Below are 21,108 nucleotides of genomic sequence, written 5' to 3' on the forward strand. Positions count from 1 at the left end.
CCTGACTGCCGAAAAGGCCAGCAGCTCTGCTTATCTAAAGAGCTGCTGACCTTTTCTTACTCCATCGTTACCTTCACGCCGTCGTCCTCAGTCCATCTGATCTCATACGTATCTGCAGTGTAGGTAAATCCATTGATCTCCATTTTTCCATCTCCGGTATTCTTGAAGGAAAGGGTGAAATCAGTACAGTCATCCGTGTCTTCTCCCACATACAGATAGAGCGGGCTGTCCGGATCATTCGGCTTTTTCATTATATTTCCGATTTCTTCTGCCATCTCACGCTTATCGAATTCTCCGGAAAGACCATGTTCTGCTTCACAAATTTTAAACGCTTCCGCGATCCGATGTCCCTTTTCATAGAACACTGCGCTCCTCGCGCGATTTACGTAACCATTATAAACTCCAATGCTCACAGAAGCCAGGATCACCATGATGACAATTACCACCATCAGCTCTACTAACGAGTATCCTCCATGATCCAGTCTCTTCATTTTCTGCTTTCTTTTCGCCATACACACCCCCAGCTTTCTTCGTTGAACCGGGGTACCCGATGACATTTTCCGTTATTCTGTTATTCCCCGGCTGGTTATTTGTTACATTGGGTACTTGTAACTGTAAAGTTACAGACAATTGTACTCTTTGTTTATAACATATGGTCACATGGCGTTCTATTGTCCAAATTATGTCACCAGATCAGGCCTGTTCTTTCTCCCGTTCTGCCACTGCCATGGCGATCTTTTCCGGTGTGATCGGGAGTTCGTAGAACCTGGTTCCTGTGGCGTTAAAGATCGCATCCGACACAGCCGGAAGCGGTGTATTGATCACGACTTCACCGATGGATTTCGCGCCAAACGGTCCCGCATCCTCGTAGCTGCTCTCAAACTCTACACAGATATGTCCGATATCGATACGGGTCGGGATCTTATACTGCATCAGGGAGTTCTCCGCAAGTTTTCCCTGTGCATTATAGGTGATATTTTCCGTGAGTGCCATGCCGATTCCCTGAAGGATACCGCCCTCTGCCTGAACTCTTGCCAGGTTCGGGTTCACCGGTGTTCCGCAATCCACGGCAGCCGCATAGTTGATGACCTTCGCCTCACCGGTCTCAAGATCTACCTCGACCTCCGCAGCGCCCACCATGAACGGCGGCGGAGAAAGCGGAGACGAATTCGTCACGGTCGCTTCTAAAGCGATCTCATTTCCGCACATGGAAGCCGTCGCAATATCGGTAAGTGATACCTGTCCGGCAAAATCTTGTCCCGCTCCTTCCCTGCGAACGGATTTTCCGTCAAATACGACCTCATTCTCCGGACACTTTAAAAGTCCGGCACCAAGCTTGCAGATCTGTTCCCGTATCTTTAATGCACACTGTTCTACGGCTTTTCCGGTTACATATGTCGTACTGGACGCATAGGATCCGGAATCATACGGAGAGGAATCCGTGTCTGCACCAAGAACAATGATCTCCTCCACTGAACACTCCAGCACCTCTGCCGCGATCTGTGCAAGGATCGTATCGCAGCCCGTTCCCATATCGGCAGCGCCGATGGAAAGCGTGTAAAATCCGTCATCATTGACCTTAATCGTCGCACTTCCCACATCGACGGAGGTAATTCCGGAGCCCTGCATCGCCATTCCCATTCCGACAGCACGGACCTTTCCGTTGCCCATATCGCGGACCGGATACTTCTCCTCCCAGCCGATCATCTCCTTCACGCGGGTAAGACAGCGGTCCAACGCACAGCTTGTATTGACCTGACCATAATACGCAGGCATCACATCGCCCTCTCTTATGATATTCTTCTCGCGGATCTCAAAGGGATCCATGTGGAGCTTCGCCGCCAGCCCGTTCACCGCCGACTCCACAGCAAACAATCCCTGAGTCGCTCCGTATCCCCGGTACGCACCTGCGGACATGTGGTTGGTATAGACAACATCGCTCACAAAGCGGAATGCTTTTGCCTTTCCGTAAAGAGGGATCGATTTGTGACCGGAAAGTCCTACGGTGGTCGGTCCATGCTCTCCATACGCGCCTGTATTGGACAGCGTATACATATCGATTCCGTTCACAATGCCGTTTTTATCTGCACCGACCCGCACATGGATCTCCATCTCATGACGCGGGGTGGAGGCAATCATGCTCTCCTCACGGCTGAAAATAATCTTTGACGGCTTTTTCGTCATCCATGTCACATATGCCGGATATACCTCACTGACAGAGGTCTGCTTTGCACCGAAGCCGCCTCCGATCCTCGGCTTGCTGACGCGGATCATGGTCTTCGGAATATGGAGCGCATTGGAGATGATCCGGCGGCAGTGGAAGACGATCTGGGTAGAGCTCACTACGTTTAAACGTCCGTAGGTGTCGATGGTACAGAAGGTACGGAACGTCTCCATCATGGTCTGCTGACACGCCTTCGTATGATAGACTCGGTCGATTACGATCTCGCTGTTCTTTAAGACCTCCTCGATATCTCCGGAGCCGGTCTCGTCATGGGCGCACAGATTTCTCCGGTTGTCCGCCCCGACCGGAACCAGGCTCTCCCAGTTCTCCTCCGGATGCACCAGGATCGGATTGTCCTTTGCTTTTCGGAAATCAAGAAGCGGTTCCAGAACCTCATACTGGACCTTGATAAGCTTTAATGCCTTGTCCACACATTTTTCATCACGACCGGCAACGATCGCCACCACATCTCCGACAAACCGTACATGGCGGTCGATCAGCAGGCGATCATACGGGCTCGGCTCCGGGTAGGTCTGACCTGCCTGAGTATATCTTCTTCCGTCCTGTGGGATATCCTCCCATGTATAGATTGCCTCGATGCCGTCCACCTTCATTGCGGCAGCCTTGTTTACGGATGTCACCATCGCATTTGCGTAAGGAGATCGCAGAAGCTTCACGATCAGGCAGTCCTTCGGTGCGATATCATCCACATAGACCGGCTGTCCCGTTACGAGCTGCATCGCGTCCTTTTTCCGTACCGGTTGATTTACATATTTCATGACTTCTCCGACTCCTTTCCGCTTTTTTCCTTTTTCCATGCAAGGAACGCCTGGATCCCGCGGAGCTGTCCCTCATAGCCTGAGCAGCGGCACAGGTTGCCGGCAAGATATTCCCTGATCTCTTCCTCTTCCGGGTACTCGTTTTCCCGGAACAACGCCAGTGCGTTCATGATAAAGCCCGGATTGCAGAAGCCGCACTGCTCCGCGCCCTGATCCGCAATAAATGCCCCAAACTCCTTCGCCTCCTCCTGAAGTCCCTCCAGGGTCGTCACCGTTCTTCCGTCCGCTCTTGCCGCAAGCACCGAACAGGATAATACCGGCTTCTCATCTAAAAATACCGTACAAAGACCACAGTTTGATGTCTCACAGCCGCGCTTCACGCTGTAGCATCCGTGATCCCGCACAAAATCGATCAAAAGCATGTCCGCGTCGATGTCGGCGGAGATCTTCTTTCCGTTTAATGTCATGGTAATGTTCATGATATAATTCCTCTATAAATTTTTTTCACTTTCATCTGATTGATCCGGCTGGAATTCTTTCTTATTTTCCCGCCAGCTTACAGACAGCTCTCCTTACCAGAACTCCCGCCAGGTGTTTCCGGTACTCCGCGCTTCCTCTCGTGTTGGATCCGGTCTCGACCTGTTCTTTTACACATTTCGCCGCGTTTTCTGCCATGTTTTCCACATCTGCGGCTTGAATATCCGCGTCTGCAAGTTCAAAAAGTACTGCCTTTCCAGGTCTCGCCCCGATGGAAAACTGGTATCCTGCCTCCGTCTTTGCCGCCGCGCAGGTCAGTACCGGAAAGTCTGTCTGGCTGTTGCGGACAGACTGGTAATCGAACGCTGCCTTTTCTTTCTTCACGATGAGCCGCACCAGGATGTCCCTGTCATACGGCATCTTCGCGTACTCCTTTAACGGAATGATCCCGCCTTTATAAAGCTCCACATAGCTGTCCATGGCCAAAAACATCGTCAGCACATCGGAAAATCCGTATCTTCCATAAATACTTCCACCCACTGTCGCGAGATTCCGGAACTGGACCCCGACGATATGGCGCACGGACTCCCTCGCCGCGCCGTCCGTGTATGAATTGAGTCCCGGATCAAGCTCCAGGTCTCTCAGTGTCACCATGCAGCCGATCCGGAATTCCTCCCCCGTCTCCTCGATGGTGTCAAGTCCGAGACCGGAGAGGTCGATCGCCGTACCGATCTGCATCTTTCCCATTTTCAGCCAGACCATACCGCCGAGCACGCGGTTGCTCTTCTTCTGATTTAACTGCCATGCCTCTTCCAGGCTTTCCGCACGTTTATATTCCCTGATAACTCTCATTCTTTGCTCCTTGTCGCTACAAAAACTTCATATCTGTCCAGCATTTTCACAGCCTGCGCAGACAAGCGTGTAATCCCTATCGAACAGTTGTAAAATATACTTTAATTTTAACATACTTTCTGTTATAATTCCGTTATAGTTAGAAAAATACAACGAAATTTCAACACAAAAATATTGAAAGAGGACAAAAGATCATGAAAAAAAATCTCAAGAAGCTTTCTGCCCTGCTCTTAGCTCTCGCATTATCCGTGAGCACGACTGCATGTGGAAACAGCACTGCATCCACGACGACCGCGGCTGAGACAGCTGCTGAAGTTACCACAGAAGCCGCATCCGAATCCGCTGCTGAGACATCCGCGGCTGCCGGCGGCGAAATAACTGTCACCTATCCGGTCACCATCACTGACCATCTTGGCCGTGAGGTTACGATCGAGAAACAGCCGGAATCCTTCGTCAGCGGCTACTATATCTCCACAAGCCTGATGATCGCCCTTGGTCTCGATGACCAGTTAGTCGGCGTTGAGGCAAAGGCCGATAAGAGAAACATCTACAAATTAAGCGCTCCGGAACTCACAGAACTCCCGTCTGTCGGAACAGCGAAAGAGTTTGACCTTGAGGGCTGTGCCGCATTAAAGCCGGACCTTGTGATCGTTCCGACAAAGTTAAAGGATTCCATCCCGGCTATGGAAGAGCTTGGTCTCACCGTAATCGCTGTAAATCCGGAAGACCAGACAAAGTTGTTCGAGACCATCGACATGATCTCCACAGCCGCAGACGTAGTTGAGAAAGGCCAGGAGCTGGAGTACTGGATCTCCGACGCTCTTGAGAGCTTAAAGAAATCCCTCGACGGCGTTGAGACTCCGTCCGTATACCTTGCAGGCAACAGTGCTCTGTTACAGACCGCTGGTCCGGAGATGTATCAGTCCACCCTGTTCGAGAACGCCGGCGGCGTGAACGCGGCTTCCGACATCACTGATACATACTGGGCAGACACTTCCTACGAGCAGATCCTCTCCTGGAACCCAGACTACATCGTACTCGCTGCTGACGCTGACTACGATGTTGACTCTGTTCTGAACGATTCCGCTCTCGCTGACTGCACAGCTGTAAAAGAAGGACACATTGCCCAGATCCCGAGCGACATCGAAGCTCTCGATTCCCCGGTACCGGCAAGCTTTTTAGGCAGCTACTATGTCGCTTCCATTCTTCACCCGGACGTTGTAACTGAAGACGATTTCAAGACTACAGAAAAGAATTTCTATGAAACATTCTATGGCTTCACTCCGGAAAGCGCAAACTGATTCCAACCGGACAATGGCAATTTCAACTCTGGCGATGACATTTCTTGTCATCGCCTTTGTTTCAGCACTGACTACCGGAAAGTACCCGATCTCCCTGGCGGATCTTTGCGCAGGGGAACCAATGGCGGTCCGCACTTTTACCATACTCCGCCTGCCCCGCGCCCTCATGGGACTCGTCGGCGGCTTTGGCCTCGGTGTGGCCGGGTTCGTCTACCAGACAGTCTTCCGGAACCCGCTGGCATCCCCCGATATCATCGGCGTCTCTTCCGGTGCCAGCGCAGGCGCCGCCTTCGCAATCCTTTTTATCTCCGCCGCATCGCCGTCCACCACGGTCTTCGCGTTTGTCGGCGGACTTCTCGCAGTCTGTCTGTCCCTTGGACTCACTGCCCTTTCCCCAGTGAAGGAACACTCTTCCATTGTTCTCGCGGGGATCGCGGTCCACGCCCTGGCGCAGACATTTCTCATGGTGCTGAAGCTCATGGCTGACCCGGAAAAACAGCTGGCTTCCATCGAATACTGGATCATGGGAAGTCTTGCGGGTGTCACTGCCTCGAAGATCCCGTTCCCTGTTGTGATCATTCTGTTTAGCTCCGCCGTTATTTTCCTGCTCCACCGCCATATACTGGCGCTGTCGGTGCAGGAGGACGAGGCACGAATGCTGGGTGTCTCTGTCCAGAAGACCAGGTTTTTCGTGCTTTTCCTCGCGACACTCACGGTGGCTGCCGCAGTCAGCGTCACGGGGCTTATTAGTTTTATCGGTCTTCTCGCCCCGCACACGGCGAGACTTCTCACCGGGCACAACAGGCGGTCATCCTGTCTTTTGAGCGGGATCATCGGAAGTGTCCTGCTGCTCACTGCGGACGTATTGGCGAAGTCCCTGACTGCGGTGGAATTGCCTGTGAGTATCTTCACATCGCTTCTCGGTGCACCGTTTTTGATCTATCTGATTCTCTCGGAAAGGAGGAGCTGAGTCAAAATGGCTGATTTTTTTTCTGTTCAGGATATCTCCCTCTGTCTCGGCGGACGGCAGATCCTGGATCATGTCTCCTTTTCTGTTGACACACCAGGACGCGTGATCGGACTTCTGGGGCCAAACGGAGGTGGAAAGACCACACTTCTCCGGGCCATCTGCGGGGAATTGCTCCATGACGGGCATGTTTTTCTTGAAGGTGCTGAGCTCGCCGGACTGCGTTCAAAGGAACTGGCACGGCGGGTCAGCTATATTCCGCAGCAGAGCGGGATCTCGATCTCCATGAGTGCCATAGATGTGGTGCTGATGGGATTTTATCCAAAATTAAAGCTGCTCAGCCAGCCGTCCGCGGATATGAGAGCGGCGGCACTCCGGGCTCTGGAACAGGTCGGGATGGCTGGTCTCGCAGACCGGGATTATCTGACGCTCAGCGGTGGAGAAAAGCAGCTTGTGATCCTGGCCCGGACGCTGGTGGAAGACACGAAGCTGCTGCTCTTCGACGAGCCGGACAGTTCGCTGGATCTCGGAAATAAGTACCGGATGGTGCGGATGATCATGGAATTAGTGCATGGGTGTCCTGGAAAAGCTGGTCTGATCTGCCTTCATGACCCGGTTCTGGCGCTTGCCTGCTGTGACACGCTGATGCTTTTAAAAGATGGCCGCCTGATCTGCACGCTGCAGCCAAAAACTGACTCTGTCCAGGATATGGAAAAGGCGTTTTCTGAAATTTATGGGGCGGTAAGACTTGTTGCTGTTGCGGATCCGGAAATCTCGAACTATAAGCGGCTCATCCTGCTTCCCCTTCTCTAATTATTCTGCTGCGGATCTTTCTCCCGCAGTGCTGAATCATTTTGCTGTTTCCAGATTGGCATTTATGATATTATGGTAACTGTTCAGTATCCTCACAGTCACATATTATGATCATAATAATTCTTGAAAGAAGGTGTTCTCCATGATATCCGACATCCGAGTTTTTCTCTGCGACGATGACCACCTCCGATTCTTTGGTGAAGGTCCCTGCCGTCTGCTCCATCTGATCGAGGAGACCGGTTCGCTGCGGGCGGCGGCGATGTCTATGGGGATGGCGTATACGAAGGCACTTGCCATCATGAGGCGAGCTGAAAAGAATCTCGGTTTTCCGCTCACGGCCCGCCGGATCGGCGGAAAAGGTGGCGGAGGAAGTGTCCTGACGCCGAAAGCAAAGGAGTTTTTACATGACTATGAAACCTACCGTGACGCCTGTATTCAGAGCAGCCGCGAGCTCTATACTCAGATCTTTTCTAAATATGCAGATGGGGGAGAAGACGGGGAATAAATTTGTGTCTGAAACAGCGGCAGCTGCAGGTATTCATAAAAAACGGCATTTGGTCATAACTGGCAGCCGGAAAATCGGGAAGAGCACGCTGCTGAGAGAAATTCTGGCACTGCCGTACTTTTCTGATTTAGGACCATTTCCAGGATTTACAACGCAGGCGTTTCCGCGCGACCGTGTGGAATTGACAGATAATCTTACTGGTGAAACTGCGAGAATCGGATCCTACCATCCACATAAGTCCCTCGCTGTTCCAAATTTCTCTGCAGATAATTTTGTACAAAAAGCTTGTGCTGCTGATTCTGCGCATCCTGATGCTCAACGATCCGGCAACCAAATGACACCGGATATGGATGGCTTCCTTGGGCTCGGCATCACTTCTGTAACCCGCGCCATTGAGTCCGCTTCCCAATGGGCGGTAATCGACGAACTCGGCTATCTGGAAAGCTCCTGCCCGGAATTCTGCGATGCTGTTTTCCGTCTTTTTGACCAGAAACAGGTCATCGCTGTTCTCCGCAGCCAATCCACACCGTTTCTCGATGCACTGCGGGCACGGAACGACGTGTTCGTTTACGACCTGGATCATCCGGTTCTGCCCATCGGATGCGTGATCATGGCGTCCGGGCTTGGAAAAAGATTTGGTTCCAATAAACTTATGGCAGATTTCAATGGAAAGCCAATGATCTACCGGATCTTATCCGCCACCGACGGTGCACTTTTTGCTGCCCGGATCGTTGTGACGAGATCCAGGGAAGTTGAAGCATTTTGTCGAGAGCGAAAGATTCCGGTCCTTCTGCATGCAATGCCCTACAGAAATCACACGGTCCATCTTGGACTGTCTGCCTTATTGAAGGAATATCCGGAACTTGCGGGGTGTATGTTTGCGCTGGGGGATCAGCCGCTGTTAACAAAAGAGACACTTGAAGCTATGGTAATAACATTTTCGCAGTATTATCAAACTGCCTCTCCGATTTTCCGCCTGGCAGCTATCGCTGAGGATGATTCTATAATTCCTGGAAACCCAATTCTTTTCGGGAACCGATATTTTGAGGAGCTTCTCACACTCCCGGACAATCACGGCGGCAATGTTCTGCTGAAAAAATATCCCGACGTTGTCCGGTATTTCCCCGCAGGTGATCCTCTGGAACTCGCTGACGCGGACACCCCGGCAGAACTGGAGCAACTAAAAAAAGCGGAATTTAACCGGTAAGCGACACCTCGGTATCGCCCGGATAAATTCCGCTTTTTTATTAACCCTGCGCACAGATTTCTTATCAAAAAATTTTCAACGTACTTGATCGGGTCATTTTAACGATTTCAAGTATTTTATAAACGTTCAGCGCAAACCCCATCATTTTTTATCATTCGGAAGCACAATATTCAACAAAATCGCAACCATAGCCGCCGGAACAATTCCGGAACCGCCGAAGATCAGCTGGATCGCCTGCGGGGTCTGAGCTAAGATTGCCGTGTTCGCTCCCATTCCATAACCAACTCCAAGCGCTACAGAAACGATAGTCAGGTTCTTCGCTGTCATCTTCTCCTTTGTGACCAGCTGGATTCCGCTGATCACGATGGATGAGAACATCATAACGGCTGCGCCGCCGAGAACAGCCTGCGGCATAATAGAAACGATGGCGCCCAGCTTCGGAACAAGACCGCAGAGGATCAGGAATACCGCGCCTGTCGCGAGAGCGGTACGGTTCACTACTTTTGTCATCGTAACCAGTCCGACGTTCTGGCTGAAGGAGGTGTTTGGAAGAATTCCGAACAGTGCCGCGAAAGAAGAGCCGATACCGTCGCAGATCACGCCGCCGGAAAGCTCCTTATCTGTCGCCTCACGGTTCATTCCGCCTTCAATAACACCGGAGATATCTCCGACCGTCTCAACAGCTGTTACGATAAACATGATGAGGATCGGCGCGATGGCACGGGCATCAAACACCGGCTTCACCGGAAGAAATTCCGGAATGCTGATCCAGCTTGCCTGGGCGACTTTGTCCCAGTTCAGGACCCATGCTTTCGTGTACTCGGCTCCGTCTGCCGTGATTCCCGTTGTCGGAAGAACCAGGCTCATAACAAATGCCGCAATATATCCCGCAATGATTCCGATGAGAATTGCGGAGTTGCTTGCCATTCCGTTGGTCCAGTGTTTCACAGTAAGGATCACCACAAGGACAAAGATCGCCAGGAGAAGGTTCTCCATAGAGCCAAAGTCCTTCGCGCCGCTTCCGCCGCCGAAAGAATTGATCCCGACGGAGATCAGGGACAGTCCGATGGACAATACAACCGTTCCCGTTACAACTGCCGGGAAAAATTTACGCAGCGGCTTGATAAAGAATCCGAGAACACTCTCAAAAAGACCGCCGAGAATTGACGCTCCCATGATCGCGCCATAGGTGGCGAGTCCGCCGCCCATAGTGTCCGCCACACTCTTGAAAACTCCGATGAAACCGGAGCTGGTTCCCATGATGATCGGAACTTTACCTCCGATCGGACCGATCGCATAGAGCTGGACCAGAGTCACAACTCCCGCTACAAACATCGCGTTCTGTAAAAGACAGACCTGAAGATGGGCGAACTCCTCGCTTCCACTGATTCCGCATGCGCCGCAGATAATGAGAAGCGGGGTCAGGTTTCCGACAAACATCGCCAACACATGCTGGAGTCCAAGTGGAATCGCACGTTTCAACGGCATTTTTCCATAGAAATCATACATCGCCTGATCCGTTATCTTTTCTTTTCCCATACGTTTTTCTCCCCTGATGTAAATTTTTTCAGCTGCCTGTGTATGTACAGCCGTAATTTTCCACTGTCCCATCTGAATTCCGGCACGATTGCCATCGACAGGTTCACTTATTAACAGTGATTATTTTTTGTACCGTCATTATAAGCAAAAAAAGACAGCATGTAAATATGCTGTCGAAAATTTATATGTTCTTTTTTCGTTCTGGATCGTCAGTGTCGGATGCCTCCGCTGCAGCATGCAGACTTTTCAGTTCGGAAATCCTTATCTATGTGGAGTAACGAGATCAGGACTCTTCCCCCTCATTGGCTTCTTCCATGGTGACGACAGCCTGGGATCTTTCATCCGTATAATGGATCCGCAGAACTGCCTGAGGCCAGTTGAGCTGGATATGAGCGGTCTTGTTCTGCTCGGCTCCGGCTTTTTCGATAAGTTCAATGAGTTCTTTCAGAACCTCACGGGTCAGGTAGCCGCCGCGCCAGTGGAATGTAAGTGTTTTATTCTTCTTTGCAGTCTGCCGGGAGCGCTTGTAAACTTCCTCCGTCTTTGTGAAGGAAAGTTTTTTCTCTTTATAGTAAAAGTGATCACCGTCCGTACAGGCCGGGGCGGGGGCGATCAACGGCTCATGGTCGCGGAAGACCGCCTTATCGTCCAGATTGAAGTAGTCGTAGCGGATCTCACCGCCGGTCTCAACGCATTTTCCAAGGCTGTTGTCGAAGGTGGCATCCAGGTGATAGCAGGTCTTACCGATCTTCACGATATTCCATGTATGGCGGTACTTGATCCCTTTTTCCGGATTGTTTCCGCATAAGGCGATCATACACCAGATTCCAAGCGCGTCGCAGAGGATCTTGACCGACTTTGCGATCCCCTCGCAGACGCCGACACCATGACCTAACGGTCCGATAATTTCATGGGAATAGGGCTTTTTCAGTTTATCGTAGTGGATATTCTCACAGATAAAATCGTGGATATACTTTTCCTTTTCCAGCTCCGGGAGCTTTGCCGCCGGTCTTGCGAGCTTTTCCACCCGGGCATTCATGGCTTTCTGGTGGTCTTTGATCTTGCTCTTCTCAAAAAGGTATTCCGGGATGAAGATCAGATTCGGGGAATCCGCGAAATACCGGTATTTAAAGCTGGACACCCAGAAAATCTCCGGGTGGTCAAGGCGGAGCTCAAAAAAAATATCGCTTAAGGCGTGACCGTCGATCCGGGGGATCTGGAAAGAGTCAGCAAGGCTTAATAGTCCCTGCTGCATGGCACGGTAAACAGCCTGTCGCTCTTTGTCCATGTGATTATAATAAAATGGTTCCATGATAGTTGTGATCCTTTCAAATCTCTAAAGATTTACCCGACTCAGTATAACGTATTTGTAAATGCTTTTCCAGTTAAATTCTGCGGAAAAACATTAACTGTACAATCGTTGTAAGGTTTAATATTTTTGTGCGCCAGTGCGTCAACGCAGAATTGGCTCGTGCGTCCGCGCAAAGCGAAAGAAGACCGCCCATCACCAGCACAACACTGACAACAGGCGGTCTTCACATATTCATATTTTATTTCCCGCACTCTCCAGCAGCTGCCCGATCTTCGAAACAAACAGATCGAACGCAACATCGTTCTTTCCGCTGTTGATAACGATATCGGCGAGAGCCCTCGTGGGCTCTACATAGATGTAGTGCATGGTTTTTACGGTTGTCAAGTACTGGGTGATGATTCCCTTCAGGTCGCGGCCGCGCTCCTCTACGTCGCGGACGATGCGGCGGAGGATCCGCTCGTCAGCGTCGGCTTCCACATAGACTTTGATGTCCAGGAGGCTGCGGATCCGCTCGTCGGCGAGAAGCAGGATGCCCTCAACGAGGATGATCGGTCTCGGCTCGATCTTGATGATCTCGCTGGATCGGTTGTGCTGGCTGTAGTCGTAGACCGGACACTCGATGGTCTTTCCGGCTTTCAGCTCCTTTAAGTGCTCCACCAAAAGATCTGTCTCCAGGGAATCCGGATGGTCATAGTTGACCTTCACACGCTGCTCAAACGGGATCCCGTCCTGTCTGCGGTAATAGTTGTCGTGGTAGATCACGACAACATCATCCCCGAAGTACTGCCTGAGCCTGTTCGTAAATGTCGATTTTCCTGAGCCAGACCCCCCGGCAATTCCGATAATAATAGGTTCCATATCGATTACCTCGTAAGTCCAAATTCTTCCGGCATGAATCTCGGACAGATATTCTCTGTCGTGCAGATCACCGTTGCCGCAAGTCTTGTACCGATTCTGCATGCCTCCTGCAGCGTCTTGCCGTAGGTAAGTCCGATGCAGACGCCGGAAAAGAACGCGTCCCCGGCTCCCGTCGTGTCCACGATATCTACCTTACGTCCCGGATAAATTCCGGTGTGCCCGTCCGAATCAACAAAGACAGATCCGTCTCCTCCCATGGTGACCACCATGCGGGAGATCTTCGCGGAACGGATCCGGTCCGGAAGAATTGCCGCTAACTCTGCCGGAGTCATATGGTCATAATCTTCCGAGAACAGGATTCCCGCCTCCTGCTGATTGCACACAAAACATGCGGTTCTGCGGATAAAATCTCTTCTCTCCACAGCGATCGTCATATTGGATACAAGCGCATAGACCTCTTTGTGATACTTTTCCGCATACATGAAGGTCTTTTTCACGATCTCCTTGTCTGTATCGATCTCGATCGCAATGCTGTCCGCATCCTTAAAGATCTCGTCCCCGTGCTCATCTAAGATCTGCTCGATGGGCTTGTGGTCCGGTCTCTTTGAGATGGATGCCACCACGTCTCCCTCATGATCAAAGACGGCCAGCCATGTTCCCATGCCGTCCTTGACCTTTTTCATGTATTTCGTCTCGACTTTATGGCGTTTCAGCTTCTGGATCACATCGTCTCCCATGGCGTTGTCATCCACCGCACTGATAAATGTCGGTTTCAGCTCGATATTTGCGATGTTCTCCGCCACGTTTCTCGCAACGCCGCCGTGGATCTGGATCACAGTTCCGGCATTTCTTCCCTGCGGAATATAAGGGGACAGGGAATACCCCTTAATATCTATAAACACATCTCCGATTACTACAATTCCCATCGTAATTCTCCTTTATCTATGTCCTTTATCTCTGACCTTTATCCTGTTGGGTCATTTGGGATATGATCCTTTGTGGTGTAATCTTAACACATGTTAAAATGCGTGGCAAGAGTCAGTTCTGTCATGATCTTCTCTCTTGAGGTCATATCCAAAAAAGATCCTGGCCGGAGGCATTGCTGCTTCCAGGCAGGATCTTTCTTCTATATAAAATAAGATTCCGTGTAACTGTTCAGTACCCTCACAGTTACGATTCAGTTACTTGTTCTCAATATCCATGATCATATCAACACGTCTCTGATGACGTCCGCCCTCGAAGCTTGCGCCAAGCCACTCGTCGACGATCATCTTTGCCAGTTCGCTTCCAACGACGCGTGCACCAAACGCGAGGATGTTGGAGTTGTTGTGCATTCTGGAAAGCTTTGCTGTGTACGGCTCGCTGCAGACGCATGCGCGGATGCCTTTTACCTTGTTTGCTGCCAGGGAGATACCAACGCCTGTTCCGCAGATAGCGATTCCGAGGTCTGCCTCGCCGTCAGCGACAGCACGGCCGACTTTCTCACCGTATACCGGATAGTCACAGCTCTCTGTGGAGTCGGTTCCGAGGTTTAATACTTCGTAGCCTTTGCTCTCAAGATGCTCTTTGATGATGTTCTTCAGCTCTACTGCAGAATGGTCATTTGCGATTGCGATTTTCATTTCTTTCTTCTCCTATGATTGTGATAGTGTAACCGGTACATGTCACCAGTTTACATAATATTTTGAATCCGTCCAGAAAACTGTCCAGCTTCATGCGAATATTTAATTATCGCCGTCATCCGCATTCTCAACCTGAAAGAATATCTGGATCAGGTCGAGTCTGGATGTCATGGACACTAAGAGCATGTCCATAGCGGTGATAGCGGCCATGGATTCCACCACAACGACAGCTCTCGGAACAACCACCGGGTCGTGGCGACCGTGGATCACGAGATCGATATTCGCGCCGTCCTTTGTGACGGTCTCCTGGGACTTTGCGATAGACGGGGTCGGCTTGAAGGCCGCCCGGAATACCACATCGCTCCCGTCGCTGATTCCTCCGAGAACGCCGCCAGCATGGTTCGTCTCCTTTACGATCTTGTCCCCGTCCATTCGAAACTCATCGTTATTCTCAGATCCGCATGCCTTTGTTGCGGCAAAACCGTCACCAATCTCAAAGCCCTTGACGGCACCGATGGAGAGGATTGCCTTTGCGAGGTTCGCGTCCAGCTTCTCAAATACCGGCTCGCCGAGGCCTACCGGAAGACCGGAGATCACGCACTCGACGACACCGCCGGCGGAGTCGCATTCCGCGATCTTCTGGTCAAGATAATCCTCCGCTGCCTTTGCTGCCTCCGCATCCGGAAGACAGAAGCGGTTATTCTGGATCTCAGCGAGATCCATCCGCTCCGGGGAGACTTCCACCGGTCCGATAGACTTCGCGTATGCGGTCACGGAGATATTCAACTGTTTTAAGAACTTCTCTGCGATGGCACCTGCTGCGACGCGGCCGATGGTCTCCCGGGCGGAGGAACGTCCGCCGCCGCGATAGTCGCGGAACCCGTATTTTTCCTCAAAGGTATAATCCGCATGACCCGGGCGGAAACAGGAAGCGATATTGGAATAATCCCTGGATCTCTGGTCCGTGTTCCGGACGATCATGGAGATCGGTGTTCCTGTAGTCTTTCCCTCGAAGACACCGGAGAGGATCTCGACCTCATCGCCCTCTTTTCTCTGGGTCGTAAAGCGGCTCTGGCCAGGTTTTCTGCGGTCTAAGAGCTTCTGGATATCGGATTCGTCCAGTGGAAGACCCGCCGGGCAGCCGTCGACGACAACTCCGATGGCCTTCCCGTGGGATTCTCCCCAGGTCGTTACTTTAAATATTGTGCCGATGGTAGAACCTGCTGCCATGTTATGTTAATCTCCAATCTTTACAATTTCACAGCAGTTTGGCTCATTGACCGTAATGCTGCGGTCGCTCATGACGAGAAGACCTTTTTCATAGTCGATCTTAAAGAAGGAAATACTTCCCTCGTGGTTGATGGATGCCAGATGCTTTCCGTCCGGGAAGATCGCGATGTCCTTCGGGTAATCACCGCTGATCGGGAGGCAGAAGCGCATTGTCAGCATGCCGGTCTCATCATCGCGGTCGTACATGGATACCGTATTGTCTCCGGCGTTGCTGCAGAATAAGTGCTTCTCATCCGGGGAGAGGTGCATCGCGCAGGCTGCGGTCAGCTGGTTCGGCTTGCTTCCTGTGGAAGGAATCGTCTGGATCTTCTCCACGATCGGAACGCGCTCACCCTCCTTATAAGAATAAACCTCGATCATATTTTTCAGCTCATAGAGAACATAGAAGAAACGTCCGTCGGAGCTGAACATAAAGTATTTCGGAGCGGATTCCAGCTCGCAGCGGATCGTGTCCACGAGAGTGATCTTTCCGTCCTTGTGGTCGAAACGGTAGACCTTGATCTGGTCGATTCCAAGGTCCGCCACCATTAAGAAACGCTCGTCCGGAGTCAGGCGGCTGCAGCTCACATGCGGGCGGAAGCTGCGCTCCGCAACGGATCCGAGGCCCTTGTGGAAAACGCCGTCGGCGATCTGGCCCACGGTGCCGTCCTTATTCAGGTTGAGGACCGTGATCTTTCCGTCATGGAAACCGGAGATAAAGATATAGTCGTCGGCTTTGCTTGTTGAGAGATGGCATCCGCGCATGCCCCTGATATTTGCGCTGTTTAAGCGGGCAAGGCTTCCGTTCGGAAGAACGCGGAACGCCACAACGCCCTCATCGGCGATGGAGTAGAGGATCTGTCCGTTCTGGGACGCTTTCAGATAGGAAGAATTATCGACCTCCACTTCGCAGCGGTAGATGAATTTTCCAGTCTCAACATCCACATCATATACAGTGATTCCCTTTGCCTTTCCCGTGTAGGAATAAGAACCCACATAGGCCATGTATTTTCCAGTCATAGGTAATTTCCCCTTTACTTTCGATTCTCCGAAAATGCCTCGTCCGGCAATGTTTCGGAATTTCATAGATATGCTCATTTTATCATAATCTGCCCCGTTTGTTAATCAAAATCTGAAAAACTCCGGGAATCGTATGAAAGAAAAAACATACCTCAGATTTTATTTCGAAACGGGGGCGGAAATCTATTGACAGAACAGGGAAATCATGAGTAAATATACAAGATGAAATTCTTGTCCTACAATCATTTTTAGTGCTGTTCTGCGTCGAAAGGCAGCAGGACGTTTGAATATTTTTACATTCAGGAGGAAAAAAGAATGGAGCATCCGCTCATTGATTTGTCCCATATTTGGAAGAGCTATGACGGGGATCTGATCCTTGATGATCTGAGCCTTTCTGTAAAGGAAAATTCCTTTGTGACGCTGCTCGGTCCGAGCGGCTGTGGAAAGACCACAACTTTAAGGATCATCGGTGGATTCGAAAAACCTGACAAAGGCCAGGTGATCTTTGACGGCGAAGATATCACAAACACACCGCCGAATAAACGCCAGTTAAATACAGTTTTCCAGAAGTACGCCCTGTTCACCCACATGAGCATTGCGGAGAATATCGCGTTCGGTCTGAAGATCAAAGGCAAATCAAAGAGCTATATTGACGATAAGATCAAGTACGCGCTGAAGCTCGTAAACCTGGACGGTTTCGAGAACCGCAGCGTGGATTCTCTGAGCGGCGGCCAGCAGCAGCGGATCGCCATTGCCCGCGCCATCGTAAACGAGCCGAAGCTTCTTCTTCTCGATGAGCCGCTCGGTGCCCTCGACTTAAAGCTCCGCCAGGACATGCAGTACGAGCTGATCCGGCTGAAGAATGAGCTGGGAATCACCTTTATCTACGTCACCCATGACCAGGAAGAGGCACTGACCATGTCTGACACCATCGTCGTCATGAACCAGGGCTATATCCAGCAGATGGGAACCCCGGAGCAGATCTACAACGAGCCGGAGAACGCCTTCGTCGCGGACTTTATCGGCGAGAGCAATATCGTGGGTGGTACGATGATCCACGATGAGCTTGTTGAGATCTTCGGCGCGAAGTTTGCCTGCGTGGATAAGGGATTCGGAAACAATAAACCTGTGGACGTCGTGATCCGCCCGGAGGACATCGACCTTGTGAAACCGGAGGACGGCACGCTTCAGGGCGTTGTCACGCACCTGATCTTCAAGGGCGTCCACTACGAGATGGAGGTTACGACCCCGGACGGCTACGAGTGGCTGGTCCACAGCACGGACATGTTCCCGGTCGGACAGAAGGTCGGCATTCATGTGGATCCCTTCGATATCCAGATCATGAACAAGCCGGAGTCCGAGGACGAGGAGGCCGTGGGAGTCAATGAATAGAAAAGCATCCAGATTTCTGGCTTATCCTTATATGATATGGATGGCAGGATTTACGGTGATCCCTCTGCTCATGGTATTCTACTATGGATTGACGGACCGCAGTGGGGCATTCACCCTGGCAAACATCCTGGCCATCGGTTCCTCTGAGCATCTGAAGGCCCTCTGGCTCTCCCTGGCGCTCGCGGGAGTCAGCACCGTGATCTGCCTCCTTCTGGCGTATCCGCTGGCGCTGATCTTAAGAAAACGCCATATCGGAAAAGGCAGCTTCGTGGTATTCATCTTCATTCTCCCGATGTGGATGAACTTTCTCTTAAGAACCATGGCATGGCAGACACTCCTCGAGAAGAACGGCGTGATCAACACCTTCCTCACAATGCTGCATCTGCCGAACATTGCGATCATCAACACACCGGCGGCCATCATTCTCGGCATGGTCTACAACTTCCTGCCGTTTATGGTACTGCCGATCTACAATACCCTTGCGAAGATCGATGACAACGTGATCAACGCGGCCAGGGACCTGGGCGCGGACAACTACCAGACGCTCACAAAGATCCTGCTTCCACTAAGCGTTCCTGGAATCGTCAGCGGGATCACGATGGTATTCGTACCGGCACTCACCACCTTCGTGATCTCGAACCTCCTGGGCGGCAGCAAGATCCTGCTCATTGGAAACGTCATCGAGCAGGAATTCACAAAGGGAAGCAACTGGAACCTCGGTGCCGGACTTTCCATCGTGCTCATGGTATTCATCCTTCTCAGCATGACCATGATCGCAAAATACGATAAGGATGGGGAGGGATCTGCATTCTGATGAAAACCGCAGGAGAAAGATTTAAGAAATTTATTGAGGATTTCTATCTGGTGCTGGTACTGGTCTTTCTGTACGCGCCGATCCTCGTCATGATGGTCCTGTCCTTCAACAGCTCAAAATCGAGATCCCAGTGGGGCGGATTCACCTTAAAATGGTACACACAGATGTTTGAGAGCGCCACGATCATGGATGCCCTCTATAATACGTTACTGATCGCGTTCCTGTCGGCGCTTATCGCAACAATCCTCGGAACAGCGGCGGCCATCGGACTCTCCGCGATGAAGAAGCTTCCGCGGACAATCTGCATGGGACTCAACAATATCCCGATGCTAAACTCCGATATCGTGACAGGGATCTCCCTGATGCTGATGTTCATCGCCTTCGGGATCTCCCTGGGCTTCAAGACGATCCTGTTCGCCCATATCACCTTCAACGTGCCCTATGTGATGCTGAGCGTCATGCCGAAGCTTAAGCAGACGAGCCGGAACACCTACGAGGCGGCCATGGACCTGGGCTCCGGTCCGTTACAGGCATTTTTCAAGGTAGTATTCCCGGATATTATGCCTGGTGTGTTATCGGGCTTTTTGATGGCGTTTACGATGTCTCTCGACGACTTTATCATCACCCACTTTACGAGGGGCGCCGGGATCAATACACTTTCCACCCTGATCTACAGTGAGGTGCGCCGCGGCATCAAGCCGTCCATGTACGCCCTGTCCACCGTGATCTTCGTGACGATCCTCGCGCTGCTTCTCATCACGAACTTTGCCCCGGCAAAACCGCAGGCGAAGGCGGGAGCCGGAAGCTTCGGTCCGAACGCGGTACCGGATAAGGAAAAGAAGCCGTTGTGGAACGGAAAGACAGCCATCGTGCTGGCGTCCTTCCTGATCGTGGGAAGCGTCTGCTATACAAGCTATCTTCACTTTACGTCATCCCACTCCAACGAACTCTATGTTTACAACTGGGGAGAGTATATTGATGAGAGTGTTATCGATGAATTTGAGGCGGAGACCGGAATTCATGTGACGTATGACCTCTTTGAGACAAACGAGGAGATGTATCCGGTCATCGAGGCAGGAGCAGTCAGCTACGACGCGGTATGTCCGTCGGACTACATGATCCAGAAGATGGTGGAGAACGGACTTCTCGCCGAAATCAACTTTGAGAATGTGCCGAATATTGCGAATATCGATCCGGTCTACCTTGAAAAATCAAAGGCGTTTGATCCGGAGAACCGCTATTCTGTCCCGTATACATGGGGAACGGTCGGAATTATCTACAATGTCCAGAAGCTGGAAGAGCTTGGAGTCCCGGCGCCGACAAAGTGGTCGGATCTCTGGGATGAAAGATTAAAGGGCGAGATCCTGATGCAGGACAGCGTCCGCGACGCGTTTATGGTTGCATTAAAGGAACTTGGATATTCCATGAACACCACAGACGTGGGAGAGCTGGAGGAGGCGAAGAAGCTTCTCCTGGCGCAGAAGCCGTTAGTACAGGCATATGTTGTGGACCAGGTCCGCGATAAGATGTTAAACGGCGAGGCGGCGGTAGGTGTTATCTACTCCGGTGAGCTGTTATACCTCCAGGAAGAGGCGGAGACACTGGATCTCGATTATGATCTTGAGTACGTTCTTCCTAAAGAGGGAACAAACCTGTGGATCGATTCCTGGGTCATCCCGGACAACGCGAAGAATAAGGAGAACGCGGAGAAGTGGATCAACTTCCTCTGCCGCCCGGATATCGCGGTGAAGAACTTCGAGTACATCACCTACGCAACCCCGAACAAGGCAGCGTTCGAGATCCTGGATCCGGAATATCAGGAAAATAAATCTGTATTCCCGGATACAGATGAGCTGGAGAATTCTGAGGTCTACAGTTATCTTGGAACCGAGGCGGATGATCTCTATAATGCACTCTGGAAGGAAGTTAAATCACAGTAATATATGAAAGGAAACGGGAATCCGGCAGAAACAAACTCTGCCGGGTTCCCGTTTTTGATTTCTATAGTTCCATATTTTATGATACCAGGGTCAAAAGGTCAGAAGTTCAACGCAAGCTTGCTTGCAGGAGAATTTTTGACCTTGGGACCCGCCAAAAACATGAGTAAGTAGCCATCTTTCAAAGAAAAATGAGCGAATTACGAATGTTTTTGAGAAT

At 51.2% G+C, this 21,108-nt stretch carries 19 protein-coding genes; 8 read left to right on the forward strand and 11 right to left on the reverse strand.

Going from position 1 to position 21,108, the window contains the following annotated elements:
- Positions 1-56 precede the first annotated feature (56 nt).
- From GPK83_RS13775 to GPK83_RS13790, 4 genes are all read right to left on the reverse strand, one after another.
- The gene (locus tag GPK83_RS13775; RefSeq protein ID WP_199537909.1) at positions 57-512 is read right to left on the reverse strand and encodes a prepilin-type N-terminal cleavage/methylation domain-containing protein; all 456 of its coding nucleotides are present in this window, start codon (positions 510-512) and stop codon (positions 57-59) included.
- Between the two features lie 181 nt (positions 513-693).
- Positions 694-3,003 (reverse strand): molybdopterin cofactor-binding domain-containing protein, encoded by a 2,310-nt coding sequence (locus GPK83_RS13780; protein WP_215705029.1) that lies wholly within the window; start codon positions 3,001-3,003, stop codon positions 694-696.
- Positions 3,000-3,482, reverse strand: a complete 483-nt coding sequence (locus GPK83_RS13785) for a 2Fe-2S iron-sulfur cluster-binding protein (protein WP_015553264.1) — start codon at positions 3,480-3,482, stop codon at positions 3,000-3,002. Before GPK83_RS13785 ends, GPK83_RS13780 begins: the two co-directional genes overlap by 4 nt.
- A gap of 61 nt (positions 3,483-3,543) precedes the next feature.
- The gene (locus GPK83_RS13790; protein WP_015553263.1) at positions 3,544-4,332 is read right to left on the reverse strand and encodes an FAD binding domain-containing protein; all 789 of its coding nucleotides are present in this window, start codon (positions 4,330-4,332) and stop codon (positions 3,544-3,546) included.
- A gap of 194 nt (positions 4,333-4,526) precedes the next feature.
- On the opposite strand from GPK83_RS13790, the gene GPK83_RS13795 reads away from it, so the two are divergent.
- The 5 genes from GPK83_RS13795 (at position 4,527) to GPK83_RS13815 (ending at position 9,125) form a co-directional block, all read left to right on the forward strand.
- A complete protein-coding gene (locus tag GPK83_RS13795; RefSeq protein ID WP_015553262.1) occupies positions 4,527-5,633 on the forward strand; it encodes an ABC transporter substrate-binding protein in 1,107 nt (368 codons plus the stop codon).
- A gap of 13 nt (positions 5,634-5,646) precedes the next feature.
- Entirely contained in the window at positions 5,647-6,603 is a 957-nt protein-coding gene (locus GPK83_RS13800; RefSeq protein WP_252196367.1) for an iron ABC transporter permease, read from the forward strand.
- A 6-nt stretch (positions 6,604-6,609) separates the two neighbouring features.
- Positions 6,610-7,413, forward strand: a complete 804-nt coding sequence (locus GPK83_RS13805) for an ABC transporter ATP-binding protein (RefSeq protein WP_215705031.1) — start codon at positions 6,610-6,612, stop codon at positions 7,411-7,413.
- Between the two features lie 142 nt (positions 7,414-7,555).
- Entirely contained in the window at positions 7,556-7,918 is a 363-nt protein-coding gene (locus GPK83_RS13810; RefSeq protein ID WP_117469180.1) for a LysR family transcriptional regulator, read from the forward strand.
- Between the two features lie 334 nt (positions 7,919-8,252).
- Complete coding sequence (locus GPK83_RS13815) at positions 8,253-9,125, forward strand: NTP transferase domain-containing protein (protein ID WP_215705032.1); 873 nt, start codon at positions 8,253-8,255, stop codon at positions 9,123-9,125.
- Positions 9,126-9,266: 141 nt separating this feature from the next.
- On the opposite strand, the gene GPK83_RS13820 is transcribed toward GPK83_RS13815, so the two are convergent.
- The 7 genes from GPK83_RS13820 to GPK83_RS13850 all read right to left on the reverse strand — a co-directional run bounded on the left by GPK83_RS13820 (position 9,267) and on the right by GPK83_RS13850 (position 16,745).
- Positions 9,267-10,664 (reverse strand): nucleobase:cation symporter-2 family protein, encoded by a 1,398-nt coding sequence (locus tag GPK83_RS13820; protein WP_117469178.1) that lies wholly within the window; start codon positions 10,662-10,664, stop codon positions 9,267-9,269.
- Positions 10,665-10,947: 283 nt separating this feature from the next.
- Positions 10,948-11,976 carry a transglutaminase domain-containing protein gene (locus GPK83_RS13825; protein ID WP_215705033.1) on the reverse strand — a complete coding sequence of 343 codons (1,029 nt, stop codon included), beginning with the start codon at positions 11,974-11,976 and terminating at the stop codon, positions 10,948-10,950.
- Positions 11,977-12,207: 231 nt separating this feature from the next.
- A complete protein-coding gene (gene udk / locus GPK83_RS13830; RefSeq protein WP_215705034.1) occupies positions 12,208-12,834 on the reverse strand; it encodes a uridine kinase in 627 nt (208 codons plus the stop codon).
- A 5-nt stretch (positions 12,835-12,839) separates the two neighbouring features.
- On the reverse strand, positions 12,840-13,760 hold the full coding sequence (locus GPK83_RS13835) for a PfkB family carbohydrate kinase (protein WP_117469175.1): 921 nt from the start codon (positions 13,758-13,760) through the stop codon (positions 12,840-12,842).
- Positions 13,761-14,015: 255 nt separating this feature from the next.
- The gene (gene rpiB, locus GPK83_RS13840) at positions 14,016-14,456 is read right to left on the reverse strand and encodes a ribose 5-phosphate isomerase B (protein WP_015553253.1); all 441 of its coding nucleotides are present in this window, start codon (positions 14,454-14,456) and stop codon (positions 14,016-14,018) included.
- A gap of 102 nt (positions 14,457-14,558) precedes the next feature.
- A complete protein-coding gene (aroC, locus tag GPK83_RS13845; RefSeq protein WP_215705035.1) occupies positions 14,559-15,686 on the reverse strand; it encodes a chorismate synthase in 1,128 nt (375 codons plus the stop codon).
- Between the two features lie 6 nt (positions 15,687-15,692).
- Positions 15,693-16,745 carry a beta-propeller fold lactonase family protein gene (locus GPK83_RS13850; protein WP_215705036.1) on the reverse strand — a complete coding sequence of 351 codons (1,053 nt, stop codon included), beginning with the start codon at positions 16,743-16,745 and terminating at the stop codon, positions 15,693-15,695.
- Positions 16,746-17,060: 315 nt separating this feature from the next.
- Here GPK83_RS13850 and GPK83_RS13855 point away from each other — a divergent pair, with 315 nt between their 5' ends.
- The 3 genes from GPK83_RS13855 to GPK83_RS13865 are packed head-to-tail and all read left to right on the forward strand — an operon-like array spanning position 17,061 to position 20,891.
- Complete coding sequence (locus GPK83_RS13855; RefSeq protein ID WP_021904493.1) at positions 17,061-18,137, forward strand: ABC transporter ATP-binding protein; 1,077 nt, start codon at positions 17,061-17,063, stop codon at positions 18,135-18,137.
- Positions 18,130-18,951: an ABC transporter permease gene (locus tag GPK83_RS13860; protein WP_144364093.1), complete on the forward strand. Its 822-nt coding sequence runs from the start codon at positions 18,130-18,132 to the stop codon at positions 18,949-18,951. Before GPK83_RS13855 ends, GPK83_RS13860 begins: the two co-directional genes overlap by 8 nt.
- Entirely contained in the window at positions 18,951-20,891 is a 1,941-nt protein-coding gene (locus tag GPK83_RS13865; RefSeq protein WP_215705037.1) for an extracellular solute-binding protein, read from the forward strand. The genes GPK83_RS13860 and GPK83_RS13865 overlap by 1 nt, the downstream gene beginning before the upstream one ends.
- The last annotated feature ends 217 nt before the right edge of the window (positions 20,892-21,108 follow it).

The sequence above is a fragment of the Clostridium sp. MCC328 genome, from assembly GCF_018785465.1.
Lineage (GTDB): Bacteria > Bacillota > Clostridia > Lachnospirales > Lachnospiraceae > Pilosibacter > Pilosibacter fragilis.

Coding starts and splice junctions, on each gene's coding strand:
- GPK83_RS13790 (WP_015553263.1), bottom strand. CDS start 4,332: ATGAGAGTTATCAGGGAATATAAACGTGCGGAAAGCCTGGAAGAGGCA.
- GPK83_RS13825 (WP_215705033.1), bottom strand. CDS start 11,976: ATGGAACCATTTTATTATAATCACATGGACAAAGAGCGACAGGCTGTT.
- GPK83_RS13805 (WP_215705031.1), top strand. CDS start 6,610: ATGGCTGATTTTTTTTCTGTTCAGGATATCTCCCTCTGTCTCGGCGGA.
- GPK83_RS13865 (WP_215705037.1), top strand. CDS start 18,951: ATGAAAACCGCAGGAGAAAGATTTAAGAAATTTATTGAGGATTTCTAT.
- udk (WP_215705034.1), bottom strand. CDS start 12,834: ATGGAACCTATTATTATCGGAATTGCCGGGGGGTCTGGCTCAGGAAAA.
- GPK83_RS13775 (WP_199537909.1), bottom strand. CDS start 512: ATGGCGAAAAGAAAGCAGAAAATGAAGAGACTGGATCATGGAGGATAC.
- GPK83_RS13835 (WP_117469175.1), bottom strand. CDS start 13,760: ATGGGAATTGTAGTAATCGGAGATGTGTTTATAGATATTAAGGGGTAT.
- GPK83_RS13820 (WP_117469178.1), bottom strand. CDS start 10,664: ATGGGAAAAGAAAAGATAACGGATCAGGCGATGTATGATTTCTATGGA.
- GPK83_RS13780 (WP_215705029.1), bottom strand. CDS start 3,003: ATGAAATATGTAAATCAACCGGTACGGAAAAAGGACGCGATGCAGCTC.
- GPK83_RS13855 (WP_021904493.1), top strand. CDS start 17,061: ATGGAGCATCCGCTCATTGATTTGTCCCATATTTGGAAGAGCTATGAC.
- GPK83_RS13815 (WP_215705032.1), top strand. CDS start 8,253: ATGACACCGGATATGGATGGCTTCCTTGGGCTCGGCATCACTTCTGTA.
- GPK83_RS13795 (WP_015553262.1), top strand. CDS start 4,527: ATGAAAAAAAATCTCAAGAAGCTTTCTGCCCTGCTCTTAGCTCTCGCA.
- GPK83_RS13850 (WP_215705036.1), bottom strand. CDS start 16,745: ATGACTGGAAAATACATGGCCTATGTGGGTTCTTATTCCTACACGGGA.
- GPK83_RS13810 (WP_117469180.1), top strand. CDS start 7,556: ATGATATCCGACATCCGAGTTTTTCTCTGCGACGATGACCACCTCCGA.
- aroC (WP_215705035.1), bottom strand. CDS start 15,686: ATGGCAGCAGGTTCTACCATCGGCACAATATTTAAAGTAACGACCTGG.
- GPK83_RS13800 (WP_252196367.1), top strand. CDS start 5,647: ATGGCAATTTCAACTCTGGCGATGACATTTCTTGTCATCGCCTTTGTT.
- GPK83_RS13785 (WP_015553264.1), bottom strand. CDS start 3,482: ATGAACATTACCATGACATTAAACGGAAAGAAGATCTCCGCCGACATC.
- rpiB (WP_015553253.1), bottom strand. CDS start 14,456: ATGAAAATCGCAATCGCAAATGACCATTCTGCAGTAGAGCTGAAGAAC.
- GPK83_RS13860 (WP_144364093.1), top strand. CDS start 18,130: ATGAATAGAAAAGCATCCAGATTTCTGGCTTATCCTTATATGATATGG.